Below are 24,060 nucleotides of genomic sequence, written 5' to 3' on the forward strand. Positions count from 1 at the left end.
ACGATCTACCGTCGGCAGGGGTCGCGGGTTGCCGCATCCGGGCGGGCGAGGCGGCAACGTGCGCCACCTGCCGCGGCCGGGATCAGCCGCGGTCGGGCACGGCCCGACCCGAACCGACCGATCAGTCCGATTCCACGCTCATGGCTTCGATGATCGCCTGGATGCGGGCGATGGCCGCCGCATCGAGACCCGCATCACCGGTGACCTCGCGCCACCCCGTGGTGATGACGTCGCCGAAGTTGTGCCCATGGCGCGCCGGCACCGACTCCCCCATCAGCATGTCGATGGCCACCTGCACCGCAGTGACTCCCGGTATCCATCGCATCGACGGGCTGACGTCGGCACCACGCTGATCCGCGTCCAGCCATTCCGGCTGGCTCCAGATGAGTTCGGGGCCCAGCCACGTCACCGGATCCGTCGCGTGCTGCAAATAGAGCACCCGTGGCTCGGACCACTCACCAGTGAGCGCCTGTTCGTCGCCCAGCTTCGACAGCCACCGCACCTGGCTACCGTCGTTCAGTACGGGTTGCCATGCGGGACTCCCCTGGTCGCGAGATGCCTGCAGCGTCCGCCACAGCTCCGACCCGTTCGGGCTGCCGACGAACAGCGCCCCGTCTGTCCGTGCACGCACATCGTCGATATCGTCGAACAGCGCTTGGCTACCGTGCGCGCCGAGGCTCAGCCCGTAGGTGATGAGCATGGGCCGGTCGTCCTCCGGGAGCTGAATCCAATGCTCGTACACTGCATCGAAGAGCGACCCCGCGGCCTCGACCGGGGCATCCGCATCGAACAGGAACGACACCCAGCTCGGCGTGTAGGCGTACTGCAGCGCGGCGATTGCGGTGTCGCCCGCGTGCAGATATTCGAGCGCGTCGACCGTCTGCGGTTCGAGCCAGCCGGATCCCGTTGTGGTCGCCACGACCAGCACTGATCGCTCGAATGCGCCCGTCCGTTCGAGCTCAGCGACCACGAGGGCCGCTCGCTCGGAGGCCGTCGGTGCCGATTCCAACCCCGCGTATACGCGGATCGGTTCGAGGGCGGCCTCGCCGGTCACCGCTTCGATTTCGGATGCCGTCGGACCGCCGGCGACGAAGTTCGCCCCGTGCCTACCGAGGGTGTCCCAGCCGATCGCCGACTCCACACCCGCAGACCGATAGGTGGAAGCGGGCTGCACAGCATCCGCTTCCGCATCGCCGTTGAGATTCAGGTAGATCCCGTCTACGGCGATCATCACCGCCAGCACCAGTGCGCCAAGCGCCGCGGCGACAACGGTCAGCGTGCCCAGCAGACCCACGACAGCACCGGAGGTTCGGCGAAGCGCGTGATGCAGTCGCCGAACTCCCTTGCCGATCGTGACCAGAAGCACCGCAACAGGCAAGAAACCGAGCAAGAATGCCGCCACATCGATGCCGAGCAGCGGCGGCATCTCCACCAGTGATCGCACCTCGTTCTGCCAGGCGAAAGACAGCACCGAGAGTGCGCCGAGCGCGACGAGCCACAGCAGTGCATAGACGATCCATAGTGCGCGCTGCGCTGTTCGGCTCGGGCGCCAGGGCATGAACCGGCGGAGGATCGCCCAGACCGCGACACCGAGCATGTACCCGAGCCCGAAAGCGATGGCCGCGATCGCGCCTTGGAACAGCGACGGCCGAGGCAGCAGCGACGGTGTTACGGAAAGGATCGCAAGAAACAGCCCACCGATCGACCCGCCGGGGTCGAGAGCCCACCAGTGCCGACGGCGGGCGATCGCGGTCGGCGTGGTGTCAGTCGTTGAGGTGTTCACGGTCGCGTCAATGATGGACCAGCGCCTTGAGGGCGATCAGAATGCCGCCGAACGCGGCCGTAAGCAGCGCGCCGCCGAGTCGTGCCCAGATGCTGTCGGTGCGCGTCGCCGCGATCAACCAGCCGAGGGCGCCCAACAGCAGCACGTCCGTTCCGAGAGCGAGCCAGACCGCGTCGGTATCGCGGAGGAGGCCGACGACTCCAAGCGCCAACACGGCGAGCGGGATCGCGCTGATCAGGAGCAGGCCTGCTGAATCCTGCAGGCCATGCCGGAACGCCTCACCCAATCCACGTCTCGTGCCCCCTGGGCTCACCATCCACGACACCGCCGCAGCGTATACGTGGGCCGCGAAGAAGACCAGAAGCGTGGCGACGACCGAAAGAAATGCCGCACCCGTGTCGTCGCTCAGATTGCTGCTGACGACGATCATTCCGGCGACGATGATCAGTCCGTATACGCCTCCAGCCGATGTCGCGAGTGCCCCGATGCCGACCGGCCGAACTGTGTCCGGCGTCACCCCTGAGGATGGGCTCACCGGTTGATCGGATTCCACGTCCGCGCCATTCCCGCCAGGGACTCTAGGGGCGAAGCACCGCCGCTGACAGCACCATCACCCGCGCGCATTTTCATCCCAGAGCCTTAGCCAACGCCGCCTGCTTCAGAGTTTCGAACTCGGCTGTCGTGAGCACGCCGGCGTCCAGTAGCTGCTTCGCTCGCATGATCTCGTCAGTCGGCGTGGCAGCACCCGTGGGTGCAGGCGCTACAGGTGCGGGCGCCACGGGCGCAGGCGCAAGTGGCTGCGCCGCTGCGGCAGCGGCTGCATCCTGTGCCGCCCATTGGCCCCGTTGCCGACGCTGCACATTGCCGACCACTCGTGCCGCGACGGATGCGCGGGCCGCGGTGCGTAGCAGACTCATGATTCCTCCTCCACCGAGGCGCCATCGCCATCGGCATCCAAGTCACTGACATCAATACCACCGGACCAGACCTCGCGGCCACCAAGGGCGATGATCCGGTCACCGACGGTTGCCAGGTTCCGGTCTTCATAAACGATGACCAGGGCACGTTCGCCCTGCTCGAGTTCCACACCGATCTGCGCGATATCTTCGGAATCCAGTAGCTCGGTCTCGACAGCGGACAGCTCGCCGAATTCCGCCGCGGCGCCATCGTCCGCCAGAGAGGCCCGGCTCACCGTCCCGTCTGGACCCCGTTCGATCACCTCGACGTCCAGAATTTCCATCGTGCTCGATCCATGCAGCCGTTGCAGATCGCCGACGGCATCTGTGAGATCCGCGCCGGCGGGCACCGCCAGAACGGTGAAGCTGAGCGGCCCGATATATACAGACGTTGTCATGGGTTCCTCCTGTAGGTGAAAACCGTCATGCGTGCTCCGCCGACGTGAACGTGCGCGCCGATTCGAGCAGGATGCGTGCGCCAAAGCCGGTCGCTCCCGCAGTTCGCCACGAGTCATCCTTCTCCGTCTGCATGGTACCGGCGATGTCGATGTGCGCCCACGGCGTCTTGCCGACGAAGTGCTCCAGGAACAGCGCCGCTGTGGTCGCTCCCGCGAACGGACCGCCGAGGTTAGCAATATCCGCAATATCGGAATCGAGCTGCTTGCGGTACTTCTTCTCAAGCGGAAGCTGCCAGACCTGCTCATCGACGGCATCGGATGCCACGCGCACCAGATCGACCGTGCGCTGATCATTGCCGAACACCGGAGCCGTGGACGCACCCAGCGAGACCAGGGCTGCGCCGGTGAGGGTGGCGATGTCAATGATCGCATCGACGCCGTCCTCGTTGGCCAGAACAATCGCATCGCTCATCACGAGACGCCCTTCGGCATCGGTGTTCTTCACCTCGATCGTCGTTCCGCCGCGGGTGGTAAGCACATCGCCGAGCTTGTAGGCCGTACCTGAGGGCATGTTGTCGGTGCATGCCAGCCAGCCGGTGACCTTCGCCGTGACACCCAGATCGCGTAGCGCCGCGAACGCTCCGAGCACGGCGGCCGCACCGCCCATGTCCATCTTCATCAGCAGGTGCATCGGGTCGCTCGGCTTCAGGCTGATACCACCGGAGTCGTACATGATGCCCTTACCGACGAGGCCCAGGTGACGGGTGGCGCCCGACGGCGCATAGGTCAGCTTGATCATTCGCGGCTCCTCCGTGGAGCCTTGATTCACGCCGAGCAGCCCGCCACAGCCAAGCTCAATGAGCGCAGCTTTGTCGAAAAGCTCGACCTCAAAACCGAACCGAGCGCCGAGATCAACGGCGATCTCGCCCATGTTGACGGCGGTGAGGTGCCCGGGAGGGGTATTCGCCAAATCACGCGCGACGACGGCCGCGCGCGCAGTCGCGAGGGCCTCGGCGACGGATGCATCCGTGCCGCCGGGAATATCGATCGTCAGCGAGTTCAGTCCCACGTGCTTCGATGAACTGTTTAGAACCGTGTAGCGGTACCGCGCGAGCAGCGCACCCTCGGCGAGCGCGCGTACGGCCGTAGCCGGATCCACCTCAGCGAGGTCGTCGATGCGCAGCCCGAGGCGGGAACGCCGGGACGCCGCACGGGCGAGCCCCGCTGCCGCGTCCCGCAGCACGCGGGCGTCCACGTCACTGCGCGCACCAAGGCCGACGGCGACGAGGTCTGCCTGACCTGCGCGCAGGAGCACGAGCGTGCTGCCCTCGGATGCGGTGAACCCGGCATCCTCGAGCGCTGCGCGATCGAAGCCGAGCTCGCTGGGCACGTCACCATCGGAGTACACGCCGACGCCGATCGCTTCGACATCCGAACCGATCTCACCGACCACGATCTCGGCGGCGTCGAGTGCGTCAAGACCCGGCATCGTGGCGAGATCCGCCGGAATCACCTTGTTGGGGCTGCGTTCCATGAGTCTGCTCCTTCAGTTCGAATGCGTTCAACTGCGGATGGTCGCGACGCGGATCAGCCGACTAATTCGACCGGGGACCCCGGCCCCCACGGAATGCCGAGCAAGAACCAGACGATAAAGAGCGCCGTCCACGCGAGAAACATCCAGAGTGCGTACGGGATCATCAGGGCGATGATCGTGCCAATACCGGCGTCCTTCTTGTACCGCTGGGCTACGGTCACCATGAACGGCAGGTAGACCATCAGCGGCGTCAGTACGTTGACCGGCGAATCGCCGACCCGGTAGGCGGCGAGCAGTGTTTGCGGGGCCACATCGAGCGAGGCGAAGATCGGGATGAACACCGGCGCGAAGATGACCCACTTCGGTACGAGCCCGGGAAGGATGAAGTCCAGGATCACGATCACCACGATGAATGCGAGCAGCAGCACGATCGCCGGAACGTTCGCTTGCTGCAGCAATTCCGCTGCGGAGACAGCGGCGACAGTTGGCAGGTTCGTCCAGTTGAACAGAGCGATGAACTGGGCGATCATCAGGAACATCACCAACAGCCCGCCCAAACTCGCGAAGGTCTTCCCGATGGCTTCGACCGCCGCAGATCCGCCCTGGAGGGTCTTCGCTCCGGCACCGTAGGCGACGCCGCAGACGAGGAAAGCGAGCGAGATGATGAAGACCAAGCTGGCCATGAACGGTGTCGTGCCGATGATGTCGCCGGTCTCCGGGTCGCGCAACGGCGCCCCGGGAGGAAGTATCAGCGCCAGAATCAACACCACAAAGCCGAGCATCGCCCAGAACGAGAACTTCAAGCCTCGTCTCTCGGCGTCGTGATCAACGTCGGCGGAATCGTCCACGACAGTGAGATCCGCCCTGTCGTAGGCGCCCAGCCGTTTCTCGGTGATCAACACGGTGACCAGGAGCGCGACTGCTGCCAGCAGGAACGATGAGACGATCCCGAAGTAGAAGTTCTGCGTGACCTCGATCGGCTCCATGCCCGCCGAGGTCAGAACTTCATTCGTGATCTCGGTGAGCATGCTGTCGCTCGGCGTGATCAGCAGGTTCGCCCCGAACGCCGCGCCGACACCCGCGAACGCGGCGGCGAGACCCGCGAGCGGATTTCGCCCGACGGTGAGGAAGGCGGCCGCGGCCAACGGCACAAGGATCAGATATCCGGCATCCGTCGCCACCGAAGACAGCACGCCGACGAAGATCAGGATGAACGCCAGCCACCGCGGCGGCGCGACCTTGACGACCCGACGGATCAGCGCACCCATCAAGCCCGCGTGCTCCGCGACGCCGACTCCGGCCATCGCGATGAGCACGACGGCGACGACGCCGAAGCCAGCGAAGTTGTCGACGAAGGAACTGAAGAAGTAACGTACGCCCTCAACCGAGAGGAGGTTCTGCACGTCGAAGGTGCGCTCCTCGACGATGTAATCGGGGACCTCTGCCGGCTCGCCGGTGGTCGAGTCGTAGATGCTCCACGTGCCGCCCAGGTGCTCGTTGATCTGCGAAAACTCATCGCGAGGCACAGGTGTGACCACATCATCCGTGACAGAGACACCGGCCCATGACAGGATCGCGGAGAGCACGGCGATGATGCCGATCAGGTACACGAACATGATCGTCGGGTTCGGCACCTTATTGCCGACCTTCTCGATCCAGTTCAAAAACCCCCTGCTCTCGGCATCCGGGGTACTCAACGCCTTGTCAGCAGTCATGCCCCAATAATCGTGACGCACGATCCCGCCTGCAACCCATCCCCCCAGAAGTGGGGATGCCGGCCGGCTACACGCCCCTTATCGTCGAGGGATATGGATCCGATTGTCACGACGCTTGTCATCCTGCTGTGCGCAGTGATCGCTTTCGTGTCGAATCGAGTACCGCTCGGCATCGTGGCCGTTGGCGTATCGATTGCCCTCTACCTCTTCGGCATTCTTGATCTCAGTAGCGCGCTCGCGGGCTTCGGAGATCCGACGGTGCTGTTCATCGCCGCACTGTTCGTGGTCAGCGAGGCGCTGGAGTCCACCGGCATCGTCGCGTGGGCGGGCAACGAGGTCATCAACCGCACGGGCACGAACAAGACCCGCTTGCTGTTCACCATCGGCCTGCTGGCCGCCCTCCTGACTGCGGTGATCAGCGTCAACGGCTCGGTGGCGTCGCTGTTACCGCTGGTCGTCATGGTCGCCGCCCGCGCCGGCATCCGTCCATCGCTGATGCTCATGCCGCTCGCCTTCTCGGCGCACGCCGGATCCATGCTGGCGCTCACGGGTACGCCGGTGAACATCATCGTCTCCGACATGGCCGCGGACAGCGGAGGTCGGGAGTTCGGCTTCTTCGAGTTCGCTCTCGCCGGGCTCCCGCTGCTCGTCGGCACTCTGGCGATCATCCTGCTCTTCGGGTCACGGCTGCTGCCCGACCGCACCCCGGCCACCGCACCGATCGATCTCGAACAACTCGCTACGACGCTGCGGACGGACTACGAGATCGACTCCGATCGCACCCTGATGTCATCGAGTCGCGGCGTTGCGGAGGTCGTGGTCCCACCGCGCTCATCCCTGATCGGCCTGCATGTCTTCCCCGGCATGAGCACCCCCAGCGGCGATCTCATTGTGCTGGGCGTCCGCCGGGGCGATGAGTCACTCGATGAGACGGGAACCGACCTTCGAGCAGGAGACGCACTCCTGCTCGACGGCCCATGGGACGCTCTGCAACGGCACACGGCAAAGCGCGACGAAGTACTCGTGGTCGACGCACCGCACACCTTGCGGCGGTCCGTCCCGTTCGGCACGGGCGCGAAGCGCACCCTCGTGATCCTCGTCGCGATGATCATCCTGCTCGCGACGGGCGTCGTTCCCGCGGCGATCGCGGGTCTCCTGGCGGCCGGCGCACTGATCCTTACGCGCGTCGTCTCGATCACTCGGGCCTACCGCGCGATCTCGTGGACGACCGTGATCCTCGTCGCCGGCATGATCCCGCTGGCCACGGCGTTCGAGGAGACGGGGGCGGCCCGACTCATCGCGGAGGGGTTGCGAGACATGCTCGGGGATGCCGGGCCTTACGCCGCCGTCGCCGTCATCGTGCTCATCACGCTGGTGCTCGGTCAGCTGATCAGCAACACTGCGACGGTGCTCATCGTCGCCCCGGTGGCGGTGGCGCTGGCCGTGGCGATGCATGTCTCCCCGCAGCCGTTCATGATGGCGCTCACGATCGCCGGAGCCGCCGCGTTCCTTACCCCCGTCGCCACGCCCGCGAACCTGATGGTGATGGAAGCAGGCGGCTACCGCTTCGGCGACTACGCCAAACTCGGCCTTCCGCTCATGGTGCTGTTCTTCGCTGTCGCGGTGTTCTATGTGCCCCTGATCTGGCCGTTCACGAACTGACCTGGCCACTCTCCTGCCGAGCCGCTCTCCTGCTGATTGGCCTTCGGTCATCGATCCTGCGGTACGGGCCCGTCCTCGACGGCCCTGCGGAACAGGTCTACCTTCGTGGGCGCGGCGCGGTCGACGGCCGCGTACTTCACGCGGATGCGTCGGACGTGATCGGTGATGGTCTCCCGGGACAGGAACAGGGCGTGCGCGACGCGCTCGGCCGTCTCGCCCGAGGCGTACAGCGATAGCACCTCTGCCTCACGTCGGCTGAGATGGGCTGAGACGAAGTCGCGATCGGATTCGAGAGCGGCGGCCCAGTTCGGGGATGCGATGGTCTGGCCGCGGGCGGCGCTGCGCACCGAGTCGATGATGACCTCGATCCGCGCCGACTTGTGGATCATCCCGGCCGCTCCGGCTCGCGCCGCCTCGCGGATGAGATGCGGTTGAGAACCGGAGGTGTAGGCAAGGATGCTCGTCCCGAACGGTGCAAGAGTGCGAACGTTGGATGCCGGGTCAGTACCATCGGACAGCGACAGGTCAAGTAGCACCACATCGAGCCGCCTGGCGCGGGCGACGATGTCGGCCGCTGCCGCTCCGCTCGCCGCGACGCGAATATCCGTGGTGTTGTTCAGAATTGCGACAGTCCCGAACAGCATCGCCGGATGATCTTCGACGATTCCAACGAGAATGGGCGTTCTGGGCTTCCCTGCGCTGACTCGCACGTTACCTCTCTCCCTGCGCTGAATCTACAGGGGACGGTACGCCAAGGAAAGGGCACGACGGGGCGGTCCGTCACAGACGGTCACACCCTCGACGATCAACTCAGGCCGGAGTACGCGTGCAGACCCTTGAAGAAGACGTTGACGATCGTGAAGTTGAAGATCACGGCGGTGAAACCGACGATCGACAACCACGCTGAACGGTTGCCGCGCCAGCCGCGAGTCGCTCGAGCGTGGATGTATCCGGCGTAGAGCACCCAGACGATGAAGGTCCAGGTCTCCTTGACGTCGAAGCCCCAGTAGCGACCCCAGGCATCCTGAGCCCAGATGGAGCCGGCGATCAGCGTGAAGGTCCAGAGGATGAAACCGACGATCGCGAAGCGGAACGCCATGCCTTCCAACCGGTCGGCCGTCGGAAGCGTGCGCAGGAATGCCGCGCCGGGCTTCTCGGCGTTCTCGGCGATACGACGCTGACGACGCTCCTGCATCAGCTGCAGTACCGACAGGCCGCAGGCCAGCGCGAAAAATGCCGTACTCAGCGACGCCACGAAGACGTGGATGACGAGCCACACGCTCTTCAGCGGGTCCATCAGCGGCACGACACCGACATAGAAGCTGATTGCGGCAGCACCCATCAGCACGATGACAAGACCCGTGATGAATGTGCCGAGGAATCGCAGATCGATGCGGGTGAGCACCAGCAGGTAAACGAGCACGACCAACAGTGTGCCGATCATCGCGAACTCATACAGATTCGCCCACGGCACGCGCTCTGCGGCGATGCCACGCAGCACGGTCGCCGCCAGGTGGAACACGAATGCCAGCACGGTGAGTGTGGTGCCAATCCGCGCCATCACGTAGCGAGGTGTGGCCACTTCGGTGGACGCTGCGCCCGCTGTCGCCACACCCGAGCCTGCAACAGCACCAGCGGCTGCACTCGCACCGACCAGCGCCGTCTCACGCTCGAGTCGAGCATCCGAGGTGACCTCAGAGCGGCGCGCGAGATCGAACGCGTAAGCGATGAATGCTGCCGCGTAGATCGCGATCGCCGTCCAGATGGACAGGATCGAGAGGGAGTCCAAGTCGAGCATGATGCCAGTCTACTTTCGAGTGTCTTCGTCGGAGGGGTCAGTCACTTCGACAGGATCGGAGAGTGCCCTGGGTCCACGGCCGACGTCGAGCAGCCGTGCGTGACCGGCGACCAGATCGTCAACGGCGGAGGCAAGAGTCGGGTCTTCCCCGCGGGCGAGACCGGCATATTCAAGGTGCACAGCGTCATCCGCGACGATCGCTTTGACCCACATCCGGCGGCGAGGCACGAACAGTGCGAGCATGAGTCCGGCAAGAGCGAGCAGGGCGCACACGAGCACCCACACGGCCGAATCGTCGTGGTGAATCTGCAGCGAGACGAAGCGCTTGACCGACTGGCTGTAGTTGGTCGCGTCGGCGGGCGCCTCGTCCTCGAATGTGATCGTTCCGAGCCCGTTGGGCAGGTCCGCCGTCTCACCGGGCTGCAGTTCGATCGACGCGACGTCTGTCGTGCGACCGGTGAGCTTCGTGAGTTCCCCCGTCTCAAGCACGTACACCGAGCGAGGCGTTCCCTCGTTGATGCCGAGGTCTCCTTCGTAGACGTCCAGAGTCAGCAGCGGCGACAGCAGATCACCATGCGCGGACGTAAAGGCACCGGTGTCGAGCTCGGCCGCGCTCGGGTAGAAGAATGCTGCGATGCCAAGCTGCTGCGGCATCCCGTCGGTCACCTTGATCACCCCGAGCGAGGTCATGTTGTTGTCCTGCGGCAGAAAGGGCACCGAGTTGCTGTAGACGACGTCACCCTCGGCATTGCGCACGGTGAGCGTGGGCGCGTAGCCGTTGCCGAGCAGGTAGATCTTGTCGCCGGCGACACCCAGCGGATGGTTCACCCGTACGGCATCCTCGCTGGTTTCACCGTTCTCGCGCACCGACACGTTGGCCGAGAAGTTACCTGCCTGACCGGATGCCGCGGAGCCGTACTCCTGGTACGTCACATCGAACGAGTCCAGGGTCACCGCATAGGGGCTGAGCGCGTCGTCACTGACGAAACGCCCACGGTTCATCGACTCGTAGTCGAGCAGCGTGTTGACGAACGTCTGCCCCTCGACGATCACGCGCTGCCCTGTGTACGCGAAGCTGCCGCCGATACCGACAACGAGGAGCACCCCGACGAGTGCGAGGTGGAAGATCAGGTTGCCGGTCTCGCGCCAGTAGCCGCGCTCGGCCGAAACAGAGTACGTGCGACCCCTGTCGTAGCGCTCGACGCGATAGCCGAGCGCTTTGAGCTGCTTCTGCGCGACATCGATCGAGCGGGATGCCTCGGCATCGGCATCCTCGATCGCCTCAGGGAGCAGGGGGCGTGTGACCTCGCGGTGGTCTTCGAGTCTCTGCAGTCGCGCTGGCGTCCGCGGGGGTCGCGCGCGCAGCGCCTTCAGATGGTGCTTGATGCGCGGAATCACGCATCCGACCAGCGAGATGAACAAAAGCAGGTAGATCGCCGAGAACCACGGCGACAGGTACACGTCGAAGAGGTTCATCGCATCGAGCACGGGGAAAAGGTCGGGGTTGTCGGTCTGCCACTGGGTGACGCCGTTCGGGTCGGCCATCCGCTGCGGGAAGATCGAGCCGGGGATCGCCGCGATCGCGAGCACCAGGAGAAGGATGATCGCGGTGCGCATCGAGGTCAGCTGACGCCAGCCCCACCGCAGCCATCCGATGACGCCGAGTTTCGGCTGGGTGATGCCGCCGCCGTCTCCGTCGATGTGGTCAGACGGGCGCAGAGGGTCGGAGACGTCGCTGTTCACAGCATCCTTGTTCTTGAGATCAGAGCGGGAATCAGAGCCGGAATCAGAGCGGGAGGATGACACTGCCCATCACCGCCCCGAGTCGCGACATGATGTCGGTCCACAATCCGGTGATCATCAAAACGCCGAGCAGGATGAGCATGGCGCCGCCAATGATGTTCACGATGCGGATGTGACGGCGCAGGAACCCGATCGTCTTCGTTGCCCAGCCGAAACCGAGAGCAACGAGCAGGAACGGGATGCCGAGACCGAGACTGTATGCCAGGCCGAGGAAGCCCGCCCGGACCGGATCGCCGAGCGTCCACGAGACCGCAGTGATCGCCGCCAGCGTCGGTCCGATGCACGGCGCCCATCCGATCCCGAGGGCAAACCCCAGGAGAGGCGCACCGATGAGGCCGGTCTTCGAGTTGACGTGCAACTTGAACTCCCGCTGCGCGAAGCCGAACAGTCCGAGGAAGACAAGACCCATCGCGACGATGACGATACCCAGAACGCGGGTGATCAACTCACCCCACTGCAAGAAGAACACGGCAGCCGTGCCGCCGATCACGGTGAACGCGATGAACACCACGCTGAAACCGAGGATGAACAGCAGCACGCCGAGCACAAGGCGTCCCCGTCCGGTCGAGGCACCGGTCGAAGCGCCACGCGGCGCCACCGCACCACCGAGGAAGCCGAGATAACCGGGCACAAGCGGCAGCACGCACGGCGAAAGGAACGACACGAGACCGGCGAGCATCGCAACAGGGATCGCGAGCCAGAGTGCGCCGGAACCGATCAGTTCGTTTGTGTTCACGCGCTCTCCGCGAGCGCGTCCTTGACGAGCGTGGAGAGGACCGATGGGCCCTTGAGCTGTCCGATGATGCGGGCCGCGACGCGACCCTGCTTGTCGAGCACGAGCGTGGTCGGGGTCGCCTGAATCGGCGTGACTGTGGCGAAGGCGAGCTTCGCATCGCCATTGTCAACGTCCATGAGACTCGGATACGTCACGCCGTACTCTTCGGCGAAGGCACGTGCGGTGTCGGGCTGGTCGTAGGTGTTGACGCCGACGAAGGAAACTCCGTCGCCCTCATACTCCTGCCAGACCGACTCGAGGTCTTTCGCTTCAACCCGGCATGGGCCGCAGGCGGCGTACCAGAAGTTGACGACCGTGACATCTCCGGCGATGTCAGCACTGTCAAATTCATCGCCGGATTCCGTGACGCCGCCGAACTCAACCGGCGCGCCTCGATCGTCGGGCGCGATCTCCACGACCGTGAACTCCGCCGAGATGTATCCCTTGTCATCACCCTCGAGAAATTGCTCGGCGACCGGATCTGCGGTGCAGGCGGTCAGAGCGACGGCGAACAGCACGGCGAACGCGGCTCCGGCCACACGACGCGAACGTCGAGTGCGGGAGAGGCGGCCGTCGCGAATCGGTCGAATCGTCGAAGCGAGTGGCACATCATCAGTCTAAGCCTGCGTTTCTATGGGTGATCTGGACGCATCGACGGGCCTCTCAGAACCGAGCGAGCACGTCATCAACCCCGGCCCTGAACCTCGGACAGGTGGTGATGTCGTGGGCGCTGCACCGCAGCGCGTGCTCGGTCATCTCCCGCGAGCGCTGCATCTCCACCATCCGCCGATCGATATCTGCGAGGTGTGCGTAGAGCACTTCGTGGCGCCCCATGCGGCCGTCATCCAGAAGCACCGCGATCTGCTCCAGGGTCATCCCCGCGTCTTTGCTCCGTTTGATCACCGCGATGCGCACGATGTCCTCCTCGCCGTATCGTCGACGGTCGGCCGAATCTCTTTCGGGACGCAGGAGCCCCACCGCCTCCCAATGCCGCAGCACATTGGTGGGCAGTTCAAACTTCTCCGCGACCTCGCCGACGGACCATGAACGCGACACACTTGACTTCATGTTGACATGAAGTCACAGAATGATCGAGAACACAAGATCAGAGAGGACTCCACCCATGTATGACGCGATCGTAATCGGCGCCGGACCCGCAGGACTTCAGGCCGCGCTGACGCTCGGACGGATGCATCGCAGCACGCTCGTGCTCGACTCCGCACAGTACCGAAACGGCCCGGTGTCTCATATGCACAATGTGCTGGGCGACGACGGTACTGCCCCAGCAGAACACCGCGCGCGGGCCCGCGCGCAGCTGACGGCCTATTCCGATGTGACGTTCAGGACTGCCGTGGCGGAGAGCATCGCCGGGGTTGCAGACGACTTCACGGTCACGCTCGAGGGCGGAGAAGTCGAGCGTGCGCGGCGGATCATCCTCGCGACCGGTGTCACCGATGAACTCCCGGCTGTTCCTGGGCTCAATGACCTCTGGGGTCACCATGCTTTCGCCTGCCCGTTCTGCGATGGCCACGAGTTCCACGGTGCCGAGATCGGTATCATCGGCGCCGGTCCTCGGTCGGGGCACCTCCTTGCCCTGCTGGGTCCGGTGGTCGGCGGAATCACGGTGTTCCCCATCGAAACCGCAGTGACCGACGACGAGCGGGCAATTCTCGAGGCAGGCGGCGCACGTGTCGCCGCCGAGATCGTGGATTCGGTGCGAGCAGGGGCAGACGGCGGTGTGATCGTCACCTCCGGCGGGGCCGACACCGAGTTGGCCGGGTTGTTCCTCGCATCCGGATCGATCCGTCAGCACTCTCCGTTCGCCGCGCAGTTAGAACTTCAGATGCTATCCAGCGGTGCGATCGAGATCGATGACTTCGGGCACACTTCCGTAGCCGGGATCTTCGCCGCGGGTGATCTCGCTCACCGCGCGACGATGCCGGGGCCCGTTGCATCCGTCATTCAGGCTGCAGCCGCAGGCCAACTTGCTGCGGCCTTCGTCGTCCAGGAACTGAGCGCGTGAGCTGGACTAAGTAGCTCAGACGGCGCCGACGTCAACCGCGCCGCCGGTCGCGGCAGGTTCGGCGTAGCCGACTTCCCGCCAGACATCGCCGACCCGCTCGAAGGAGGTCACGCTCGACAGTGCGCAGCGGCGGGTGCGCGGATCATGGCGCAGCCGGAGTCCAGCGACGTGAAGGTGTGTGATCCAGATCGGCGCCTGATGCGAGACGATGACGATATCGCCGCCGTCGGTCTCGTGCCAGGCGCTGTTCATCGCCTCTTCCATGCGCTCGGAGACCGACGCATACGGCTCGCCCCAGCTGGGAATCGACGGCTGGCGCAGATGCCACCAGTTGAGTGGGTTGCGCAGCGAACGACTCATTCGAGTGCCCTCGAACACGTTGGTCGGCTCGATGACTCGCTCGTCGATGACTGGATCGAGTCCAAAGATCTCGGTGAACGGTTCTGCTGATTCCTGCGTGCGCTGCAAGGGCGAGCAGCGCAGCGAGGTCACCGGGCGATCAAGCCCTGCGATGTACTCGGCTGCGGCCCGCGCCATCCCTCTACCGTCTTCGCTCAACCCATAATTCGGAAGGCGACCGTAGAGCACCCGTTCGGGATTGTGGACTTCGCCGTGGCGGACAAGATGAAGGCGTTCGGCAGGCATGAGGCCAGTCTAGGGATGCCTCGACGGTGAGACCGGACGGTGAGCCCGGGCGCGACGGCACGCACGGCCCGCCCACGTAGAATGGCGGAGTTCCCTTTACTGAACTGGAGGAATCTTCCGTGCTTCGCACTCACACGACCGGCTCCCTGCGAGCCGAACACATCGGTCAGACCGTCACCCTCACGGGTTGGGTTGATCGTCGTCGTGATCACGGAGGAGTCGCGTTCATTGATCTCCGCGACGCCTCGGGCATCGCCCAGGTGGTCATCCGCGACGAGGAGACCGCGCATCCGCTGCGCAGCGAGTTCGTTCTGAAGGTGACCGGAGAGGTCTCCCAGCGACCCGCCGGCAACGCGAACCCGAACCTGCCCACCGGCGAGATCGAGGTCATCGCGACCACGGTCGAGGTGCTCAACGAGTCTGCTCCGCTGCCGTTCCAGGTCTCCACCGGCCTCGGAGACACCGACACGATCGGCGAGGACGTGCGGTTCAAGCACCGCTACCTCGACCTTCGTCGACCGTCGACGGCCGCCAACCTGCGCCTGCGCTCGAAGGTGTACAAGGCCGTCCGCGATGTGCTGGACGCCCGCGAGTTCATCGAGGTCGAGACTCCGACGCTCACGCGCTCCACTCCTGAGGGTGCCCGCGACTTCGTCGTGCCCGCACGCCTGCACCCCGGCAGCTGGTACGCCCTCCCGCAGAGCCCGCAGCTGTTCAAGCAGTTGCTCATGGTCGGCGGCGTCGAAAAGTATTACCAGATGGCCCGCTGCTACCGCGATGAGGACTTCCGCGCCGACCGTCAGCCGGAGTTCACGCAGCTCGACATCGAGATGAGCTTCGTCGACCAGGAAGACGTCATCGAGATGATGGAAGCCATCGTCCCGGCAATGTGGGCGACGATCGGCGTCGAAGTTCAGACTCCGCTGCCGCGCATCACCTACGCCGACGCGATGGCTAAGTACGGCTCCGACAAGCCCGACCTGCGCTTCGGTCTTGAGCTCGTCGAGGCGACCGAGTATTTCTCGGAGACCACGTTCCGTGTGTTCCAGGCCGACTACGTTGGCGCAGTGCTCATGCCCGGTGGCGCGAGCCAGCCACGCAAGCAGCTGGATGCGTGGCAGGACTGGGCCAAGCAGCGCGGCGCCCGCGGCCTCGCGTATGTGCTCTTCAACGACGACGGATCGCTCGGTGGCCCCGTCGCCAAGAACCTGTCCGAGGCTGAGCAGGCCGGTCTCGCGGGCCTCGTCGGCGCATCCGCAGGCGACTGCGTATTCTTCGCTGCCGGCTCTGCGAAGGACAGCCGTGCGCTGCTCGGTGCTGCGCGCGTGGAGATCGGGCGCCGTCTGGGTCTTCTCGACCCCGACACCTTCGCGTTCACCTGGGTTGTGGATGCTCCGATGTTCGAGCCTGCGGCCGATGCCGTGGCATCCGGTGACGTTGCCGTCGGCGCGGGAGCATGGACTGCCGTGCACCACGCGTTCACTGGCCCGAAGCCGGAGTTCGCAGACACGTTCGACACCGACCCTGGTTCGGCGCTCGCCTACGCATACGACATCGTCTGCAACGGCTCCGAACTCGGCGGAGGATCGATCCGCATCCACCGTGAAGATGTCCAGAAGCGCGTCTTCGAGGTCATGGGCATCAGCGATGAGGTCGCTGACGAGCAGTTCGGTTTCCTGCTCGACGCGTTCAAGTTCGGCGCTCCCCCGCACGGCGGCATCGCGCTCGGCATGGACCGCGTGCTGCAGCACCTCACCAAAACCGATTCGATCCGCGAGGTCATCGCGTTCCCGAAGACCGGCAACGGCTTCGATCCGCTGACCGCCGCACCGGCACCGATCACCGATGCGCAGCGCGCTGAGGCTGGAGTCGACTTCGAGCCAGAGAACGACGAGTCCTGACCCGAGACCCCGGGTTTTCGTCGAGACCCCGTGTTGCAGACCAAGCGTCTGCAACACGGGGTCTTGTCGCGAAGTGGGGGCGTCAGCGACTCTTCACTCCGCGTCACCCTGCACGGGACGGGGCCCCGGGCTAGACCCCGGCACTGATCCGGCGATAGTGTGCGAGGGCAGGAGGACACCGCGCGCCACCGATCGGCTACCTCTCATTCACCCGAACCGCTTTATTGAGTAACCACTGGCGCGTAGCGTCCTCTCGCAACCCGACACCGGCTCCACAGCGCCGGACACCGAGAGGAACCTCATGGCACGCTTCACCCGACGTAAGCGATTCGTCGCCGGTATCGCCCTCGCCGCGACCGCCGCCCTCGTACTGACCTCCTGCGCTTCCGGAGACGACACCACAGGCGATGGTGGAGACTCCGGCGTAGATGCTGCGACGGCGACATCTGTAGACGCTTTCGGCTCGTTCGAAGACCTTGAGGCGGCGGCCAAGGCCGAGGGCCAGCTGAACGTCATCGCCCTCCCCCGCGACTGGGCCAACTACGGCGAAGTCCTCGACCTGTTCGCCGAAAAGTACCCCGAGATCACGATCAACGAGCAGTCCCCCGACGTCTCCAGCGCCGAGGAGATCACCGCTGCGAAGACCAACGAGGGCCTCGACACTGCGCCAGATGTGTTCGACCTCGGCCTCGCCGTCGCGCTCTCGAGCACCGACGTCTTCGCCCCGTACCAGGTGCAGACCTGGGACGAGATCCCTGACGCGCTGAAGGAGCCGACTGGGCTGTTCGTCGGCGACTACGGCGGGTACCTGTCGATCGGTTACGACTCCTCGAAGCTCGACGCTCCGGCTGAGCTCGACGATCTTCTCGGTGCCGACTACAAGGGCGCCGTCGCGATCAATGGCGACCCGACACAGGCAGGCGCCGCGTTCGCCGCTGTGGGGCTGGCCACGGTCCAGTCCGACGGCACACTGGACGACTTCCAGCCCGGCATCGACTTCTTCAGCGAACTGCAGAAGGCCGGAAACTTCCTCAAGGTCGATGCGACACCAGCCACCGTCGCCAGCGGCGAGACGCCCGTCGTCTTCGACTGGGACTACCTGAACGCCGGGCTGTCCGCCGACAACCCTGACTGGAAGGTCGTCGTGCTCGATGGCGTCGGCTACGCCGGTTACTACAACCAGGCGATCAACAAAGATGCTCCGAACCCGGCGGCTGCCCGCCTGTGGCAGGAGTTCCTCTACAGCGACGACGTGCAGAACCTGTGGCTCAAGGGCGGCGCCCGACCGGTTCGTATGGAGGCGATGACAGAGGCTGGCACGATCGACGCCGATCTCGCGGCAGCGCTCCCCGAGGTTCCGGAAGACACCGTGGTTCCCACTGAGGAGCAGAGCACCAACGCCGGCACGCTGCTCGGCGAGAAGTGGGCTGCGGCGATCCAGTGACGTCCGCAACTCTGGGGGCGGATGCCTCGGCATCCGCTCCCACCACCGTCGGGCCGTCTCGCACGGCCCGACGGTCGGCGCCGTCGTGGGCCTGGCTGGGACTCGTGCCGTTCTCGGCATATGTGCTGCTCTTCCTGGCCGTGCCGACCATCCTCGCGATCGGATCGGGATTCTTCACCAAAGACGGCTCCTTCACGTGGAGCAACGTCACCGCGCTCGCAGATCCGGTCGTACTGAACACCTTCGCCAGCTCCGCAGGCCTCTCCCTGCTCACCGCGGTCGTCGGCGCGGTCGTCGGCGCCCTGGTCTGCTACGCGCTGCTCGGCATGAACGCACAGGGCACGGTGCGCTCGACAGTGGACGCCGCAGCCGGCGTGCTCGCCCAGTTCGGCGGTGTCATGCTCGCGTTCGCATTCATCGCCACTGTCGGCGCGCAGGGCGTCATGACGCTGTTCCTCAAGGACACCCTGGGGATCAACATCTACGAGAACGGCGTCTGGCTCTACGAAGTGCCAGGGCTCATCATGCCCTACGTCTACTTCCAGATCCCCCTCATGGTGATCACCTTCATGCCTGCCCTCGCAGCTCTCAAGCCGCAGTGGTCAGAGGCCAACCTCACACTCGGCGGCACACGCGCGAGCTTCTGGGCGCACGTGGGTATCCCTGTACTCGCCCCCTCGTTCTTCGCGAGCCTGCTGCTGCTGTTCGCGAATGCGTTCTCCTCATATGCGACCGCGGCAGCCCTGATCAGTCAGGGCTCGCAGATCGTGCCGCTGCAGATCCGCGCCGCGCTCACCAGCGAGACCGTGCTCGGCCGCGAGAACCTTGCGGGGGCGCTCGCCCTCGGCATGATCATCGTCGTCGGCATCGTGATGGGGCTGTACTCGATCATCCAACGCCGGGCAGCGAGGTGGCAGTCATGAACCGTCTTGCCCCCTCCCGCGCGACCCGCTGGATCATCGGCATCCTGGTCGGCGCATTTTTCGCGGTGCCGCTGCTCTCGACGTTCCTGTACACGGTGCGCGGCAAGGACGGCAGTTGGTCCTTTGACCGCTGGGCGGCACTGTTCGACCCGGCCGCATCCGCCGCGATCAAACCGATCTGGACAGGCCTGGGCAACTCGCTCGTTCTCGCCGTCGTCACGGTCGCAATCGTTCTCCTGCTGCTGGCGCCGACGATGATTCTGGTGAACCTGCGCTTCCCGAAGCTGAAGCCGTTCTTCGAGTTCGCTGTGCTGCTGCCGATCTCGATCCCGGCCATCGTTCTCGTCGTCGGCCTCGCACCGATCTACCTGCAGATCGGGCGCACGCTCGGAACCGGCACGTGGACGTTGGCATTCGCGTACGGCATCACCGTGCTGCCGTTCGCCTTCCGATCGATCCAGGCATCCATCGACGCCGCCGACCTGAAGACGCTCGCAGAGGCCGCCCGCTCGCTCGGCGCAAGCTGGCCGGTCGTCGTGGTGAAGGTACTCGCCCCGAATATTCGCCAGGGACTGCTCGCCGGTTCCCTCATCTCCATCGCCGTCGTGCTCGGCGAGTTCACGATCGCCTCGCTGCTGAACCGTCAGGTCTTCCAGACCGCGCTGGTCGTCGTCCAGAAGCAGGATGCCTATGCCCCTGCGATCTTCACACTGTTGGCGCTGCTGTTCTGCTTCCTGCTGCTGCTCGTCATCGGCCGCGCCGCCCGCGGCAACCGAAAGGCCCGTTCATGACAACCCCGAACACTCTCCCCCCGACTAAGGACAACATGCTGCTGTCCGAGGCAGGCGAGGGAACCCGCGTGCAGTTCCAGGGCATCGAGAAGAGCTACGGCTCGAACCGCGTGCTGCACGGCGTCGACCTCGACATCGCCCCCGGCGAGTTCGTGTCTCTGCTCGGCCCCTCCGGCTGCGGTAAGACGACGGCGCTGCGCGTGCTTGCTGGGCTCGAGAGCGCCGACGGAGGCGCTGTGCTGCTGGGCGGGCAGGACGTCTCTCGGGTGCCGACGAACAAGCGCGACATCGGCATGGTCTTCCAGTCGTACTCGCTGTTTCCACATCTGCGCGTCGACGACAACACGGCGTTCGGACTGCGTCGCCGAGGAATGGGCAAGGCGAAGGCTGCGAAGCGAGCCATGGACGCCCTCGAACTCGTCGGCCTGGGCAGCTTTGCCGAACGGTTTCCACACGAGCTCTCCGGCGGACAGCAGCAGCGCGTCGCACTCGCCCGCGCACTCGTCACCGAGCCGCGAGTGCTGTTGCTCGACGAACCGCTGTCCGCGCTCGATGCCAAGGTGCGTGTGCAGCTGCGCGACGAGATCCGCCGCATCCAGCTGCGCCTGGGCATCACGACGGTGTTCGTCACACACGATCAGGAGGAGGCGCTGGCTGTCTCTGATCGGATCGCCGTGATGGATGCCGGACGCATCGACCAGATCGACACTCCGGAGGAGCTCTACCTGCGACCTGCGACCGCGCACGTCGCTGCCTTCGTCGGACTCTCCAGCATCGTGTCAGGCATCGCCTCTGGCGGGCGGGTCACCGTCTGGGGTCGCGACCTGCCGACCAACACCCCCGCCGAGGGCAAGGTCGAGGTGCACCTCCGCCCGGAGAATCTGCGATTCGCCGGAGAAGCGGATGCCTCGACCAGCGGCATCGTCGAGGAGAGCACGTTCCTCGGCAGTATCCGTCGCACGCTCGTGAAGACGGATTCCGGCGAGCTGGTGCGCGTACAGCACGACGCGCAGTTCCATCCTGCTTACGGCGACCGCGTGCACCTCGCCGTTGAGCCGGTTCCCGTGGCGGTACGGGCCAAATAGCGTGTCGTCGAGGGACGCGACGGATCCCTCGAGGCTCTGGAGAAGGGACATCCCATGGCAGGAAAGTTCGAGCTGTACACCGACAAGGCCGGCGAGTACCGGTTCCGCCTCAAGGCCGGCAACGGCGAGGTCATTGCGACCGGTCAGGCTTACGCGTCCAAGTCAGGCGCACTGAACGGGATCGATTCCGTCCGTCGCAACGCCGCCGATGCCGAAGTCGTCGAAGTAGAAGACTGACACCGGTACCCACGCCCCACCTCTCGCGAGACTTCGCGTGTGTCACCAAAACAAGCGTTTTCGATGACACACGCGAAGTCTCGCGGGATGTGGAGGGGGGTTATAGGACCCGGGCTAGGAAGTCTTGGGTGCGGGGATGCTGCGGATTCGCGAGCACCTCGCGGGGATCGCCCTCTTCCACGATCGCTCCGCCATCCATGAAGATCAGGCGTGAACCCACTTCACGGGCAAAGCCCATCTCGTGGGTGACGACGAGCATCGTCATGCCCTCATCCGCCAGCGAGCGCATCACCTGCAGCACCTCGCCGACCAGCTCAGGATCAAGCGCCGAGGTCGGCTCGTCGAACAGCATCATGTCGGGGTTCATGCACAGCGCCCGTGCAATCGCCACGCGCTGCTGCTGACCACCGGAGAGGTGCCCAGGGTACTCATCGGCCTTCTCAGCGAGACCGACGCGATCGAGCATCTCGTGCGCGATCTTCTCGGCATCCGCCTTGGAACGCTTGAGCACCCGGCGCTGCGCGAGTGTGAGGTTGCCCAGCACGCTCAGGTGGGGAAACAGATTGAAGCTCTGGAACACCATCCCGATGCGGGTGCGCACGCGGTCGATGTCGATATCAGGATCGATGACGTCGATGCCCTCGATGAGAATCTTGCCCTCAGTGGGTTCCTCCAACAGGTTCACCGAGCGCAACAGAGTCGACTTTCCTGAGCCAGACGGCCCGATCACGCAGACCACCTCGCCGGACCGAACCGTGAGATCGATCCCCTTGAGTACCTCGTTGTCGCCGAAGCTCTTGCGCAACCCGCGGACCTCGATGGCCGGAGCGTTGATGTCGATCATGTCGGTACTCATCGCTGCTTCGCCATCTTTCGTTCCAGCCATGCCGCCAATCGGGTGAGCGGAATCGTCACCACGAGGTACAGCATCGCCGCCATCACCAGCGGTGTGCCGTTCGCGTTCTGATTCGCGAGGTCACGCGCAAAAGTGGTGAGTTCGCGCGTCATCAGTGTGCTGCCGGCGATGAACACTAGTGAGGTGTCCTTCAGCAGCAGCACGAATTCGTTCGTCAGCGGCGGGATGATGATACGGAAACCCTGCGGAAGGATCACCCAAAGCATCGTCTTCAGCGGCGACATACCGAGCGACCGAGATGCCTCGATCTGCCCCTTCGGCACGGCCTGGATGCCGGCGCGAATCACCTCAGCCATGTATGCCGACGACACCAGGATCAAACCGACAAGACCGGATGCCGCTGGCCCGCCGGGAATCTTGATCCCGAGGCCGATCGGCAGCATGAACGCGACGGCGAAGATCGTCAGCAGAGCGGGCAGCCCCCGGAACAGCTCGATCCACGCGGTCGCGAACCAGCGGTAGGGCAGGATGCTGGACAGCTTCATCATGGCGAACAGGATGCCGAGAACTGCCCCGCCCACGAATCCGACCAGGGTGAACCACAGCGTGTTTACCAGCGCGACCGTGATGATCTCGGGGAACAGCTTGATCGCGACAGCCGGGTCGAGGAACTGTTTACTGAACCTCGCCCAATCGGTGCCCAGAACCGCCCAGGCGACGATAGCGATGAAGATCGCGTACATCACCAAGCGGTACGCCCGTTGCTTGGTCCTGCGTTTCATCGCCATCGTCGTCGATGCGTGTCAGCGCGGATCAGTTGGCCGCGAAGTACGTGTCGTAAATCTCTTGGTAGGTCCCGTCATCGCGCAGCTCCTGCAGAGCCGCGTTGACCGCCTCGACGAGCGCGTCCTTTTCGCCCTTCGCGAATGCGAAACCGTAGGACTCATCAGTGTCGTACTCTTCCACGATCATGTAGGTCTCGTCGGCACGCTCGTGCTCGATGTTGACGGGCTGATCCTGCAGGATCGCGTCAATCTGACCGGCCTGGATCGCGGGCCACAACTCGCCGTCCGAGGGATAGCGGATGATCTCGGTGTCCTCGGGCGCGTTCTCTGTCGTGTAGGTCTCGCCCGTCGTGCCCTGCTGCACACCGACGGTCTTTCCCGCGAGGTCGTCGATCGACTCGATGCTGGAATCGGCACGCACCAGCAGCGACTGCAGCGAATCGTAGTACGGGTCGGAGAAGTCGAGATTCGCCTTGCGCTCATCAGTGATGGTCATCGCAGAGCCGCCGAGGTCACAGTCGCCGACGAGCAGGACAGTGCCAGAGGTCAGCGCTTCGAAACTGACGTCCTGCACAGCGAGAGTCAGGTCAAGCTTGCCTGCGATCGCGCTGAGCAGGTCGACATCGAAGCCGGTGTATTCACCGTCTTCACCCTCGAACTCGAAGGGCGCGTAGGGGATGTCAGAGCACATGGTGAGCACGCCCGCTTCGACGAGACCGTAGTCATCGCCCCCCGTTGTGGGTGTGGCACCATCGCCTGCGGGCGTGTCGCCTCCACCGGCACAGCCGGCGAGAGCAAGCGTGGCGGTCGCGACGAGCGCAAGACCGAAGATGAGATTACGGCGACGAGGCATGACCGCTCCAAGGTAACGGGGCGGCTACGCCCACGGACGGGTATGGAGTTCATCCTGACACGTGGCGACGCCAGTGCACCCGTTCGGAGGGTT

The 24,060-nt window shown here is 64.8% G+C and carries 24 protein-coding genes; 8 read left to right on the forward strand and 16 right to left on the reverse strand.

All coding sequences use genetic code 11. The annotated features are described in order from the left end of the window. Positions 1 to 121: 121 nt before the first annotated feature. From ACSU04_RS07020 to ACSU04_RS07045, 6 genes are all read right to left on the reverse strand, one after another. The gene (locus ACSU04_RS07020; RefSeq protein ID WP_439288880.1) at positions 122 to 1,783 is read right to left on the reverse strand and encodes an alpha/beta hydrolase; all 1,662 of its coding nucleotides are present in this window, start codon (positions 1,781 to 1,783) and stop codon (positions 122 to 124) included. A 7-nt stretch (positions 1,784 to 1,790) separates the two neighbouring features. Next, positions 1,791 to 2,336, reverse strand: a complete 546-nt coding sequence (locus ACSU04_RS07025; RefSeq protein WP_439288881.1) for a hypothetical protein — start codon at positions 2,334 to 2,336, stop codon at positions 1,791 to 1,793. A gap of 73 nt (positions 2,337 to 2,409) precedes the next feature. Next, positions 2,410 to 2,700, reverse strand: coding sequence for a hypothetical protein (locus ACSU04_RS07030; protein ID WP_439288882.1), 291 nt, complete (start codon positions 2,698 to 2,700; stop codon positions 2,410 to 2,412). Further along, positions 2,697 to 3,137, reverse strand: coding sequence for a hypothetical protein (locus ACSU04_RS07035; RefSeq protein ID WP_439288883.1), 441 nt, complete (start codon positions 3,135 to 3,137; stop codon positions 2,697 to 2,699). The genes ACSU04_RS07030 and ACSU04_RS07035 overlap by 4 nt, the downstream gene beginning before the upstream one ends. A gap of 25 nt (positions 3,138 to 3,162) precedes the next feature. After that, complete coding sequence (locus tag ACSU04_RS07040) at positions 3,163 to 4,671, reverse strand: leucyl aminopeptidase (protein ID WP_439288884.1); 1,509 nt, start codon at positions 4,669 to 4,671, stop codon at positions 3,163 to 3,165. Between the two features lie 53 nt (positions 4,672 to 4,724). Beyond that, a complete protein-coding gene (locus ACSU04_RS07045; RefSeq protein ID WP_439288885.1) occupies positions 4,725 to 6,386 on the reverse strand; it encodes an AbgT family transporter in 1,662 nt (553 codons plus the stop codon). A 93-nt stretch (positions 6,387 to 6,479) separates the two neighbouring features. Between ACSU04_RS07045 and ACSU04_RS07050 the strand changes: the two genes are divergently transcribed. Next, entirely contained in the window at positions 6,480 to 8,048 is a 1,569-nt protein-coding gene (locus ACSU04_RS07050; RefSeq protein ID WP_439288886.1) for an SLC13 family permease, read from the forward strand. Positions 8,049 to 8,095: 47 nt separating this feature from the next. Here ACSU04_RS07050 and ACSU04_RS07055 read toward each other — a convergent pair whose 3' ends face one another. From ACSU04_RS07055 to ACSU04_RS07080, 6 genes are all read right to left on the reverse strand, one after another. After that, positions 8,096 to 8,758, reverse strand: a complete 663-nt coding sequence (locus ACSU04_RS07055) for a response regulator transcription factor (protein ID WP_439288887.1) — start codon at positions 8,756 to 8,758, stop codon at positions 8,096 to 8,098. Between the two features lie 95 nt (positions 8,759 to 8,853). Then, on the reverse strand, positions 8,854 to 9,846 hold the full coding sequence (gene ccsB, locus ACSU04_RS07060) for a c-type cytochrome biogenesis protein CcsB (RefSeq protein ID WP_439288888.1): 993 nt from the start codon (positions 9,844 to 9,846) through the stop codon (positions 8,854 to 8,856). Positions 9,847 to 9,855: 9 nt separating this feature from the next. Beyond that, on the reverse strand, positions 9,856 to 11,652 hold the full coding sequence (gene resB, locus ACSU04_RS07065; RefSeq protein WP_439288889.1) for a cytochrome c biogenesis protein ResB: 1,797 nt from the start codon (positions 11,650 to 11,652) through the stop codon (positions 9,856 to 9,858). Further along, entirely contained in the window at positions 11,633 to 12,385 is a 753-nt protein-coding gene (locus tag ACSU04_RS07070; protein WP_439281390.1) for a cytochrome c biogenesis CcdA family protein, read from the reverse strand. The genes resB and ACSU04_RS07070 overlap by 20 nt, the downstream gene beginning before the upstream one ends. Next, the gene (locus tag ACSU04_RS07075) at positions 12,382 to 13,032 is read right to left on the reverse strand and encodes a TlpA family protein disulfide reductase (RefSeq protein ID WP_439281391.1); all 651 of its coding nucleotides are present in this window, start codon (positions 13,030 to 13,032) and stop codon (positions 12,382 to 12,384) included. The genes ACSU04_RS07070 and ACSU04_RS07075 overlap by 4 nt, the downstream gene beginning before the upstream one ends. 55 nt (positions 13,033 to 13,087) lie before the next feature. Beyond that, positions 13,088 to 13,480 carry a MerR family transcriptional regulator gene (locus ACSU04_RS07080; RefSeq protein WP_439288890.1) on the reverse strand — a complete coding sequence of 131 codons (393 nt, stop codon included), beginning with the start codon at positions 13,478 to 13,480 and terminating at the stop codon, positions 13,088 to 13,090. Positions 13,481 to 13,547: 67 nt separating this feature from the next. On the opposite strand from ACSU04_RS07080, the gene ACSU04_RS07085 reads away from it, so the two are divergent. Then, on the forward strand, positions 13,548 to 14,447 hold the full coding sequence (locus ACSU04_RS07085; RefSeq protein ID WP_439288891.1) for an NAD(P)/FAD-dependent oxidoreductase: 900 nt from the start codon (positions 13,548 to 13,550) through the stop codon (positions 14,445 to 14,447). A 15-nt stretch (positions 14,448 to 14,462) separates the two neighbouring features. On the opposite strand, the gene ACSU04_RS07090 is transcribed toward ACSU04_RS07085, so the two are convergent. Then, positions 14,463 to 15,092, reverse strand: coding sequence for a histidine phosphatase family protein (locus tag ACSU04_RS07090; RefSeq protein ID WP_439288892.1), 630 nt, complete (start codon positions 15,090 to 15,092; stop codon positions 14,463 to 14,465). A gap of 119 nt (positions 15,093 to 15,211) precedes the next feature. Between ACSU04_RS07090 and aspS the strand changes: the two genes are divergently transcribed. The 6 genes from aspS to ACSU04_RS07120 all read left to right on the forward strand — a co-directional run bounded on the left by aspS (position 15,212) and on the right by ACSU04_RS07120 (position 21,473). Next, the gene (aspS, locus tag ACSU04_RS07095) at positions 15,212 to 16,993 is read left to right on the forward strand and encodes an aspartate--tRNA ligase (protein ID WP_439281395.1); all 1,782 of its coding nucleotides are present in this window, start codon (positions 15,212 to 15,214) and stop codon (positions 16,991 to 16,993) included. Positions 16,994 to 17,294: 301 nt separating this feature from the next. Then, positions 17,295 to 18,437, forward strand: a complete 1,143-nt coding sequence (locus ACSU04_RS07100; protein ID WP_439281396.1) for an ABC transporter substrate-binding protein — start codon at positions 17,295 to 17,297, stop codon at positions 18,435 to 18,437. Continuing rightward, complete coding sequence (locus ACSU04_RS07105; protein ID WP_439288893.1) at positions 18,434 to 19,360, forward strand: ABC transporter permease; 927 nt, start codon at positions 18,434 to 18,436, stop codon at positions 19,358 to 19,360. The genes ACSU04_RS07100 and ACSU04_RS07105 overlap by 4 nt, the downstream gene beginning before the upstream one ends. Continuing rightward, positions 19,357 to 20,151, forward strand: a complete 795-nt coding sequence (locus ACSU04_RS07110) for an ABC transporter permease (RefSeq protein WP_439288894.1) — start codon at positions 19,357 to 19,359, stop codon at positions 20,149 to 20,151. Before ACSU04_RS07105 ends, ACSU04_RS07110 begins: the two co-directional genes overlap by 4 nt. Continuing rightward, positions 20,148 to 21,236 carry an ABC transporter ATP-binding protein gene (locus tag ACSU04_RS07115; RefSeq protein WP_439288895.1) on the forward strand — a complete coding sequence of 363 codons (1,089 nt, stop codon included), beginning with the start codon at positions 20,148 to 20,150 and terminating at the stop codon, positions 21,234 to 21,236. The genes ACSU04_RS07110 and ACSU04_RS07115 overlap by 4 nt, the downstream gene beginning before the upstream one ends. 54 nt (positions 21,237 to 21,290) lie before the next feature. Next, positions 21,291 to 21,473: a YegP family protein gene (locus tag ACSU04_RS07120; RefSeq protein WP_439281400.1), complete on the forward strand. Its 183-nt coding sequence runs from the start codon at positions 21,291 to 21,293 to the stop codon at positions 21,471 to 21,473. A 100-nt stretch (positions 21,474 to 21,573) separates the two neighbouring features. On the opposite strand, the gene ACSU04_RS07125 is transcribed toward ACSU04_RS07120, so the two are convergent. Genes ACSU04_RS07125 through ACSU04_RS07135 form a run of 3 tightly spaced genes read right to left on the reverse strand, consistent with a single transcriptional unit; the run spans position 21,574 to position 23,967 of the window. Beyond that, positions 21,574 to 22,329: an amino acid ABC transporter ATP-binding protein gene (locus ACSU04_RS07125; protein ID WP_439281401.1), complete on the reverse strand. Its 756-nt coding sequence runs from the start codon at positions 22,327 to 22,329 to the stop codon at positions 21,574 to 21,576. After that, positions 22,326 to 23,111, reverse strand: coding sequence for an amino acid ABC transporter permease (locus tag ACSU04_RS07130; RefSeq protein ID WP_439281402.1), 786 nt, complete (start codon positions 23,109 to 23,111; stop codon positions 22,326 to 22,328). The genes ACSU04_RS07125 and ACSU04_RS07130 overlap by 4 nt, the downstream gene beginning before the upstream one ends. A gap of 31 nt (positions 23,112 to 23,142) precedes the next feature. Next, positions 23,143 to 23,967, reverse strand: coding sequence for a transporter substrate-binding domain-containing protein (locus ACSU04_RS07135; protein WP_439281403.1), 825 nt, complete (start codon positions 23,965 to 23,967; stop codon positions 23,143 to 23,145). Between the last annotated feature and the right edge of the window lie 93 nt (positions 23,968 to 24,060).

This window comes from Microbacterium sp. A84, assembly GCF_051842815.1.
Taxonomy (GTDB): domain Bacteria; phylum Actinomycetota; class Actinomycetes; order Actinomycetales; family Microbacteriaceae; genus Microbacterium.

What these genes read in the sequence shown, in the direction of transcription:
- ACSU04_RS07045 (WP_439288885.1), bottom strand. Translation starts at nt 6,386, where the DNA reads ATGACTGCTGACAAGGCGTTGAGTACCCCGGATGCCGAGAGCAGGGGG.
- ACSU04_RS07090 (WP_439288892.1), bottom strand. Translation starts at nt 15,092, where the DNA reads ATGCCTGCCGAACGCCTTCATCTTGTCCGCCACGGCGAAGTCCACAAT.
- ccsB (WP_439288888.1), bottom strand. Translation starts at nt 9,846, where the DNA reads ATGCTCGACTTGGACTCCCTCTCGATCCTGTCCATCTGGACGGCGATC.
- ACSU04_RS07100 (WP_439281396.1), top strand. Translation starts at nt 17,295, where the DNA reads ATGGCACGCTTCACCCGACGTAAGCGATTCGTCGCCGGTATCGCCCTC.
- ACSU04_RS07130 (WP_439281402.1), bottom strand. Translation starts at nt 23,111, where the DNA reads ATGAAACGCAGGACCAAGCAACGGGCGTACCGCTTGGTGATGTACGCG.
- ACSU04_RS07115 (WP_439288895.1), top strand. Translation starts at nt 20,148, where the DNA reads ATGACAACCCCGAACACTCTCCCCCCGACTAAGGACAACATGCTGCTG.
- ACSU04_RS07085 (WP_439288891.1), top strand. Translation starts at nt 13,548, where the DNA reads ATGTATGACGCGATCGTAATCGGCGCCGGACCCGCAGGACTTCAGGCC.
- ACSU04_RS07110 (WP_439288894.1), top strand. Translation starts at nt 19,357, where the DNA reads ATGAACCGTCTTGCCCCCTCCCGCGCGACCCGCTGGATCATCGGCATC.
- ACSU04_RS07050 (WP_439288886.1), top strand. Translation starts at nt 6,480, where the DNA reads ATGGATCCGATTGTCACGACGCTTGTCATCCTGCTGTGCGCAGTGATC.
- ACSU04_RS07120 (WP_439281400.1), top strand. Translation starts at nt 21,291, where the DNA reads ATGGCAGGAAAGTTCGAGCTGTACACCGACAAGGCCGGCGAGTACCGG.
- ACSU04_RS07030 (WP_439288882.1), bottom strand. Translation starts at nt 2,700, where the DNA reads ATGAGTCTGCTACGCACCGCGGCCCGCGCATCCGTCGCGGCACGAGTG.
- ACSU04_RS07040 (WP_439288884.1), bottom strand. Translation starts at nt 4,671, where the DNA reads ATGGAACGCAGCCCCAACAAGGTGATTCCGGCGGATCTCGCCACGATG.
- ACSU04_RS07125 (WP_439281401.1), bottom strand. Translation starts at nt 22,329, where the DNA reads ATGAGTACCGACATGATCGACATCAACGCTCCGGCCATCGAGGTCCGC.
- ACSU04_RS07135 (WP_439281403.1), bottom strand. Translation starts at nt 23,967, where the DNA reads ATGCCTCGTCGCCGTAATCTCATCTTCGGTCTTGCGCTCGTCGCGACC.
- ACSU04_RS07035 (WP_439288883.1), bottom strand. Translation starts at nt 3,137, where the DNA reads ATGACAACGTCTGTATATATCGGGCCGCTCAGCTTCACCGTTCTGGCG.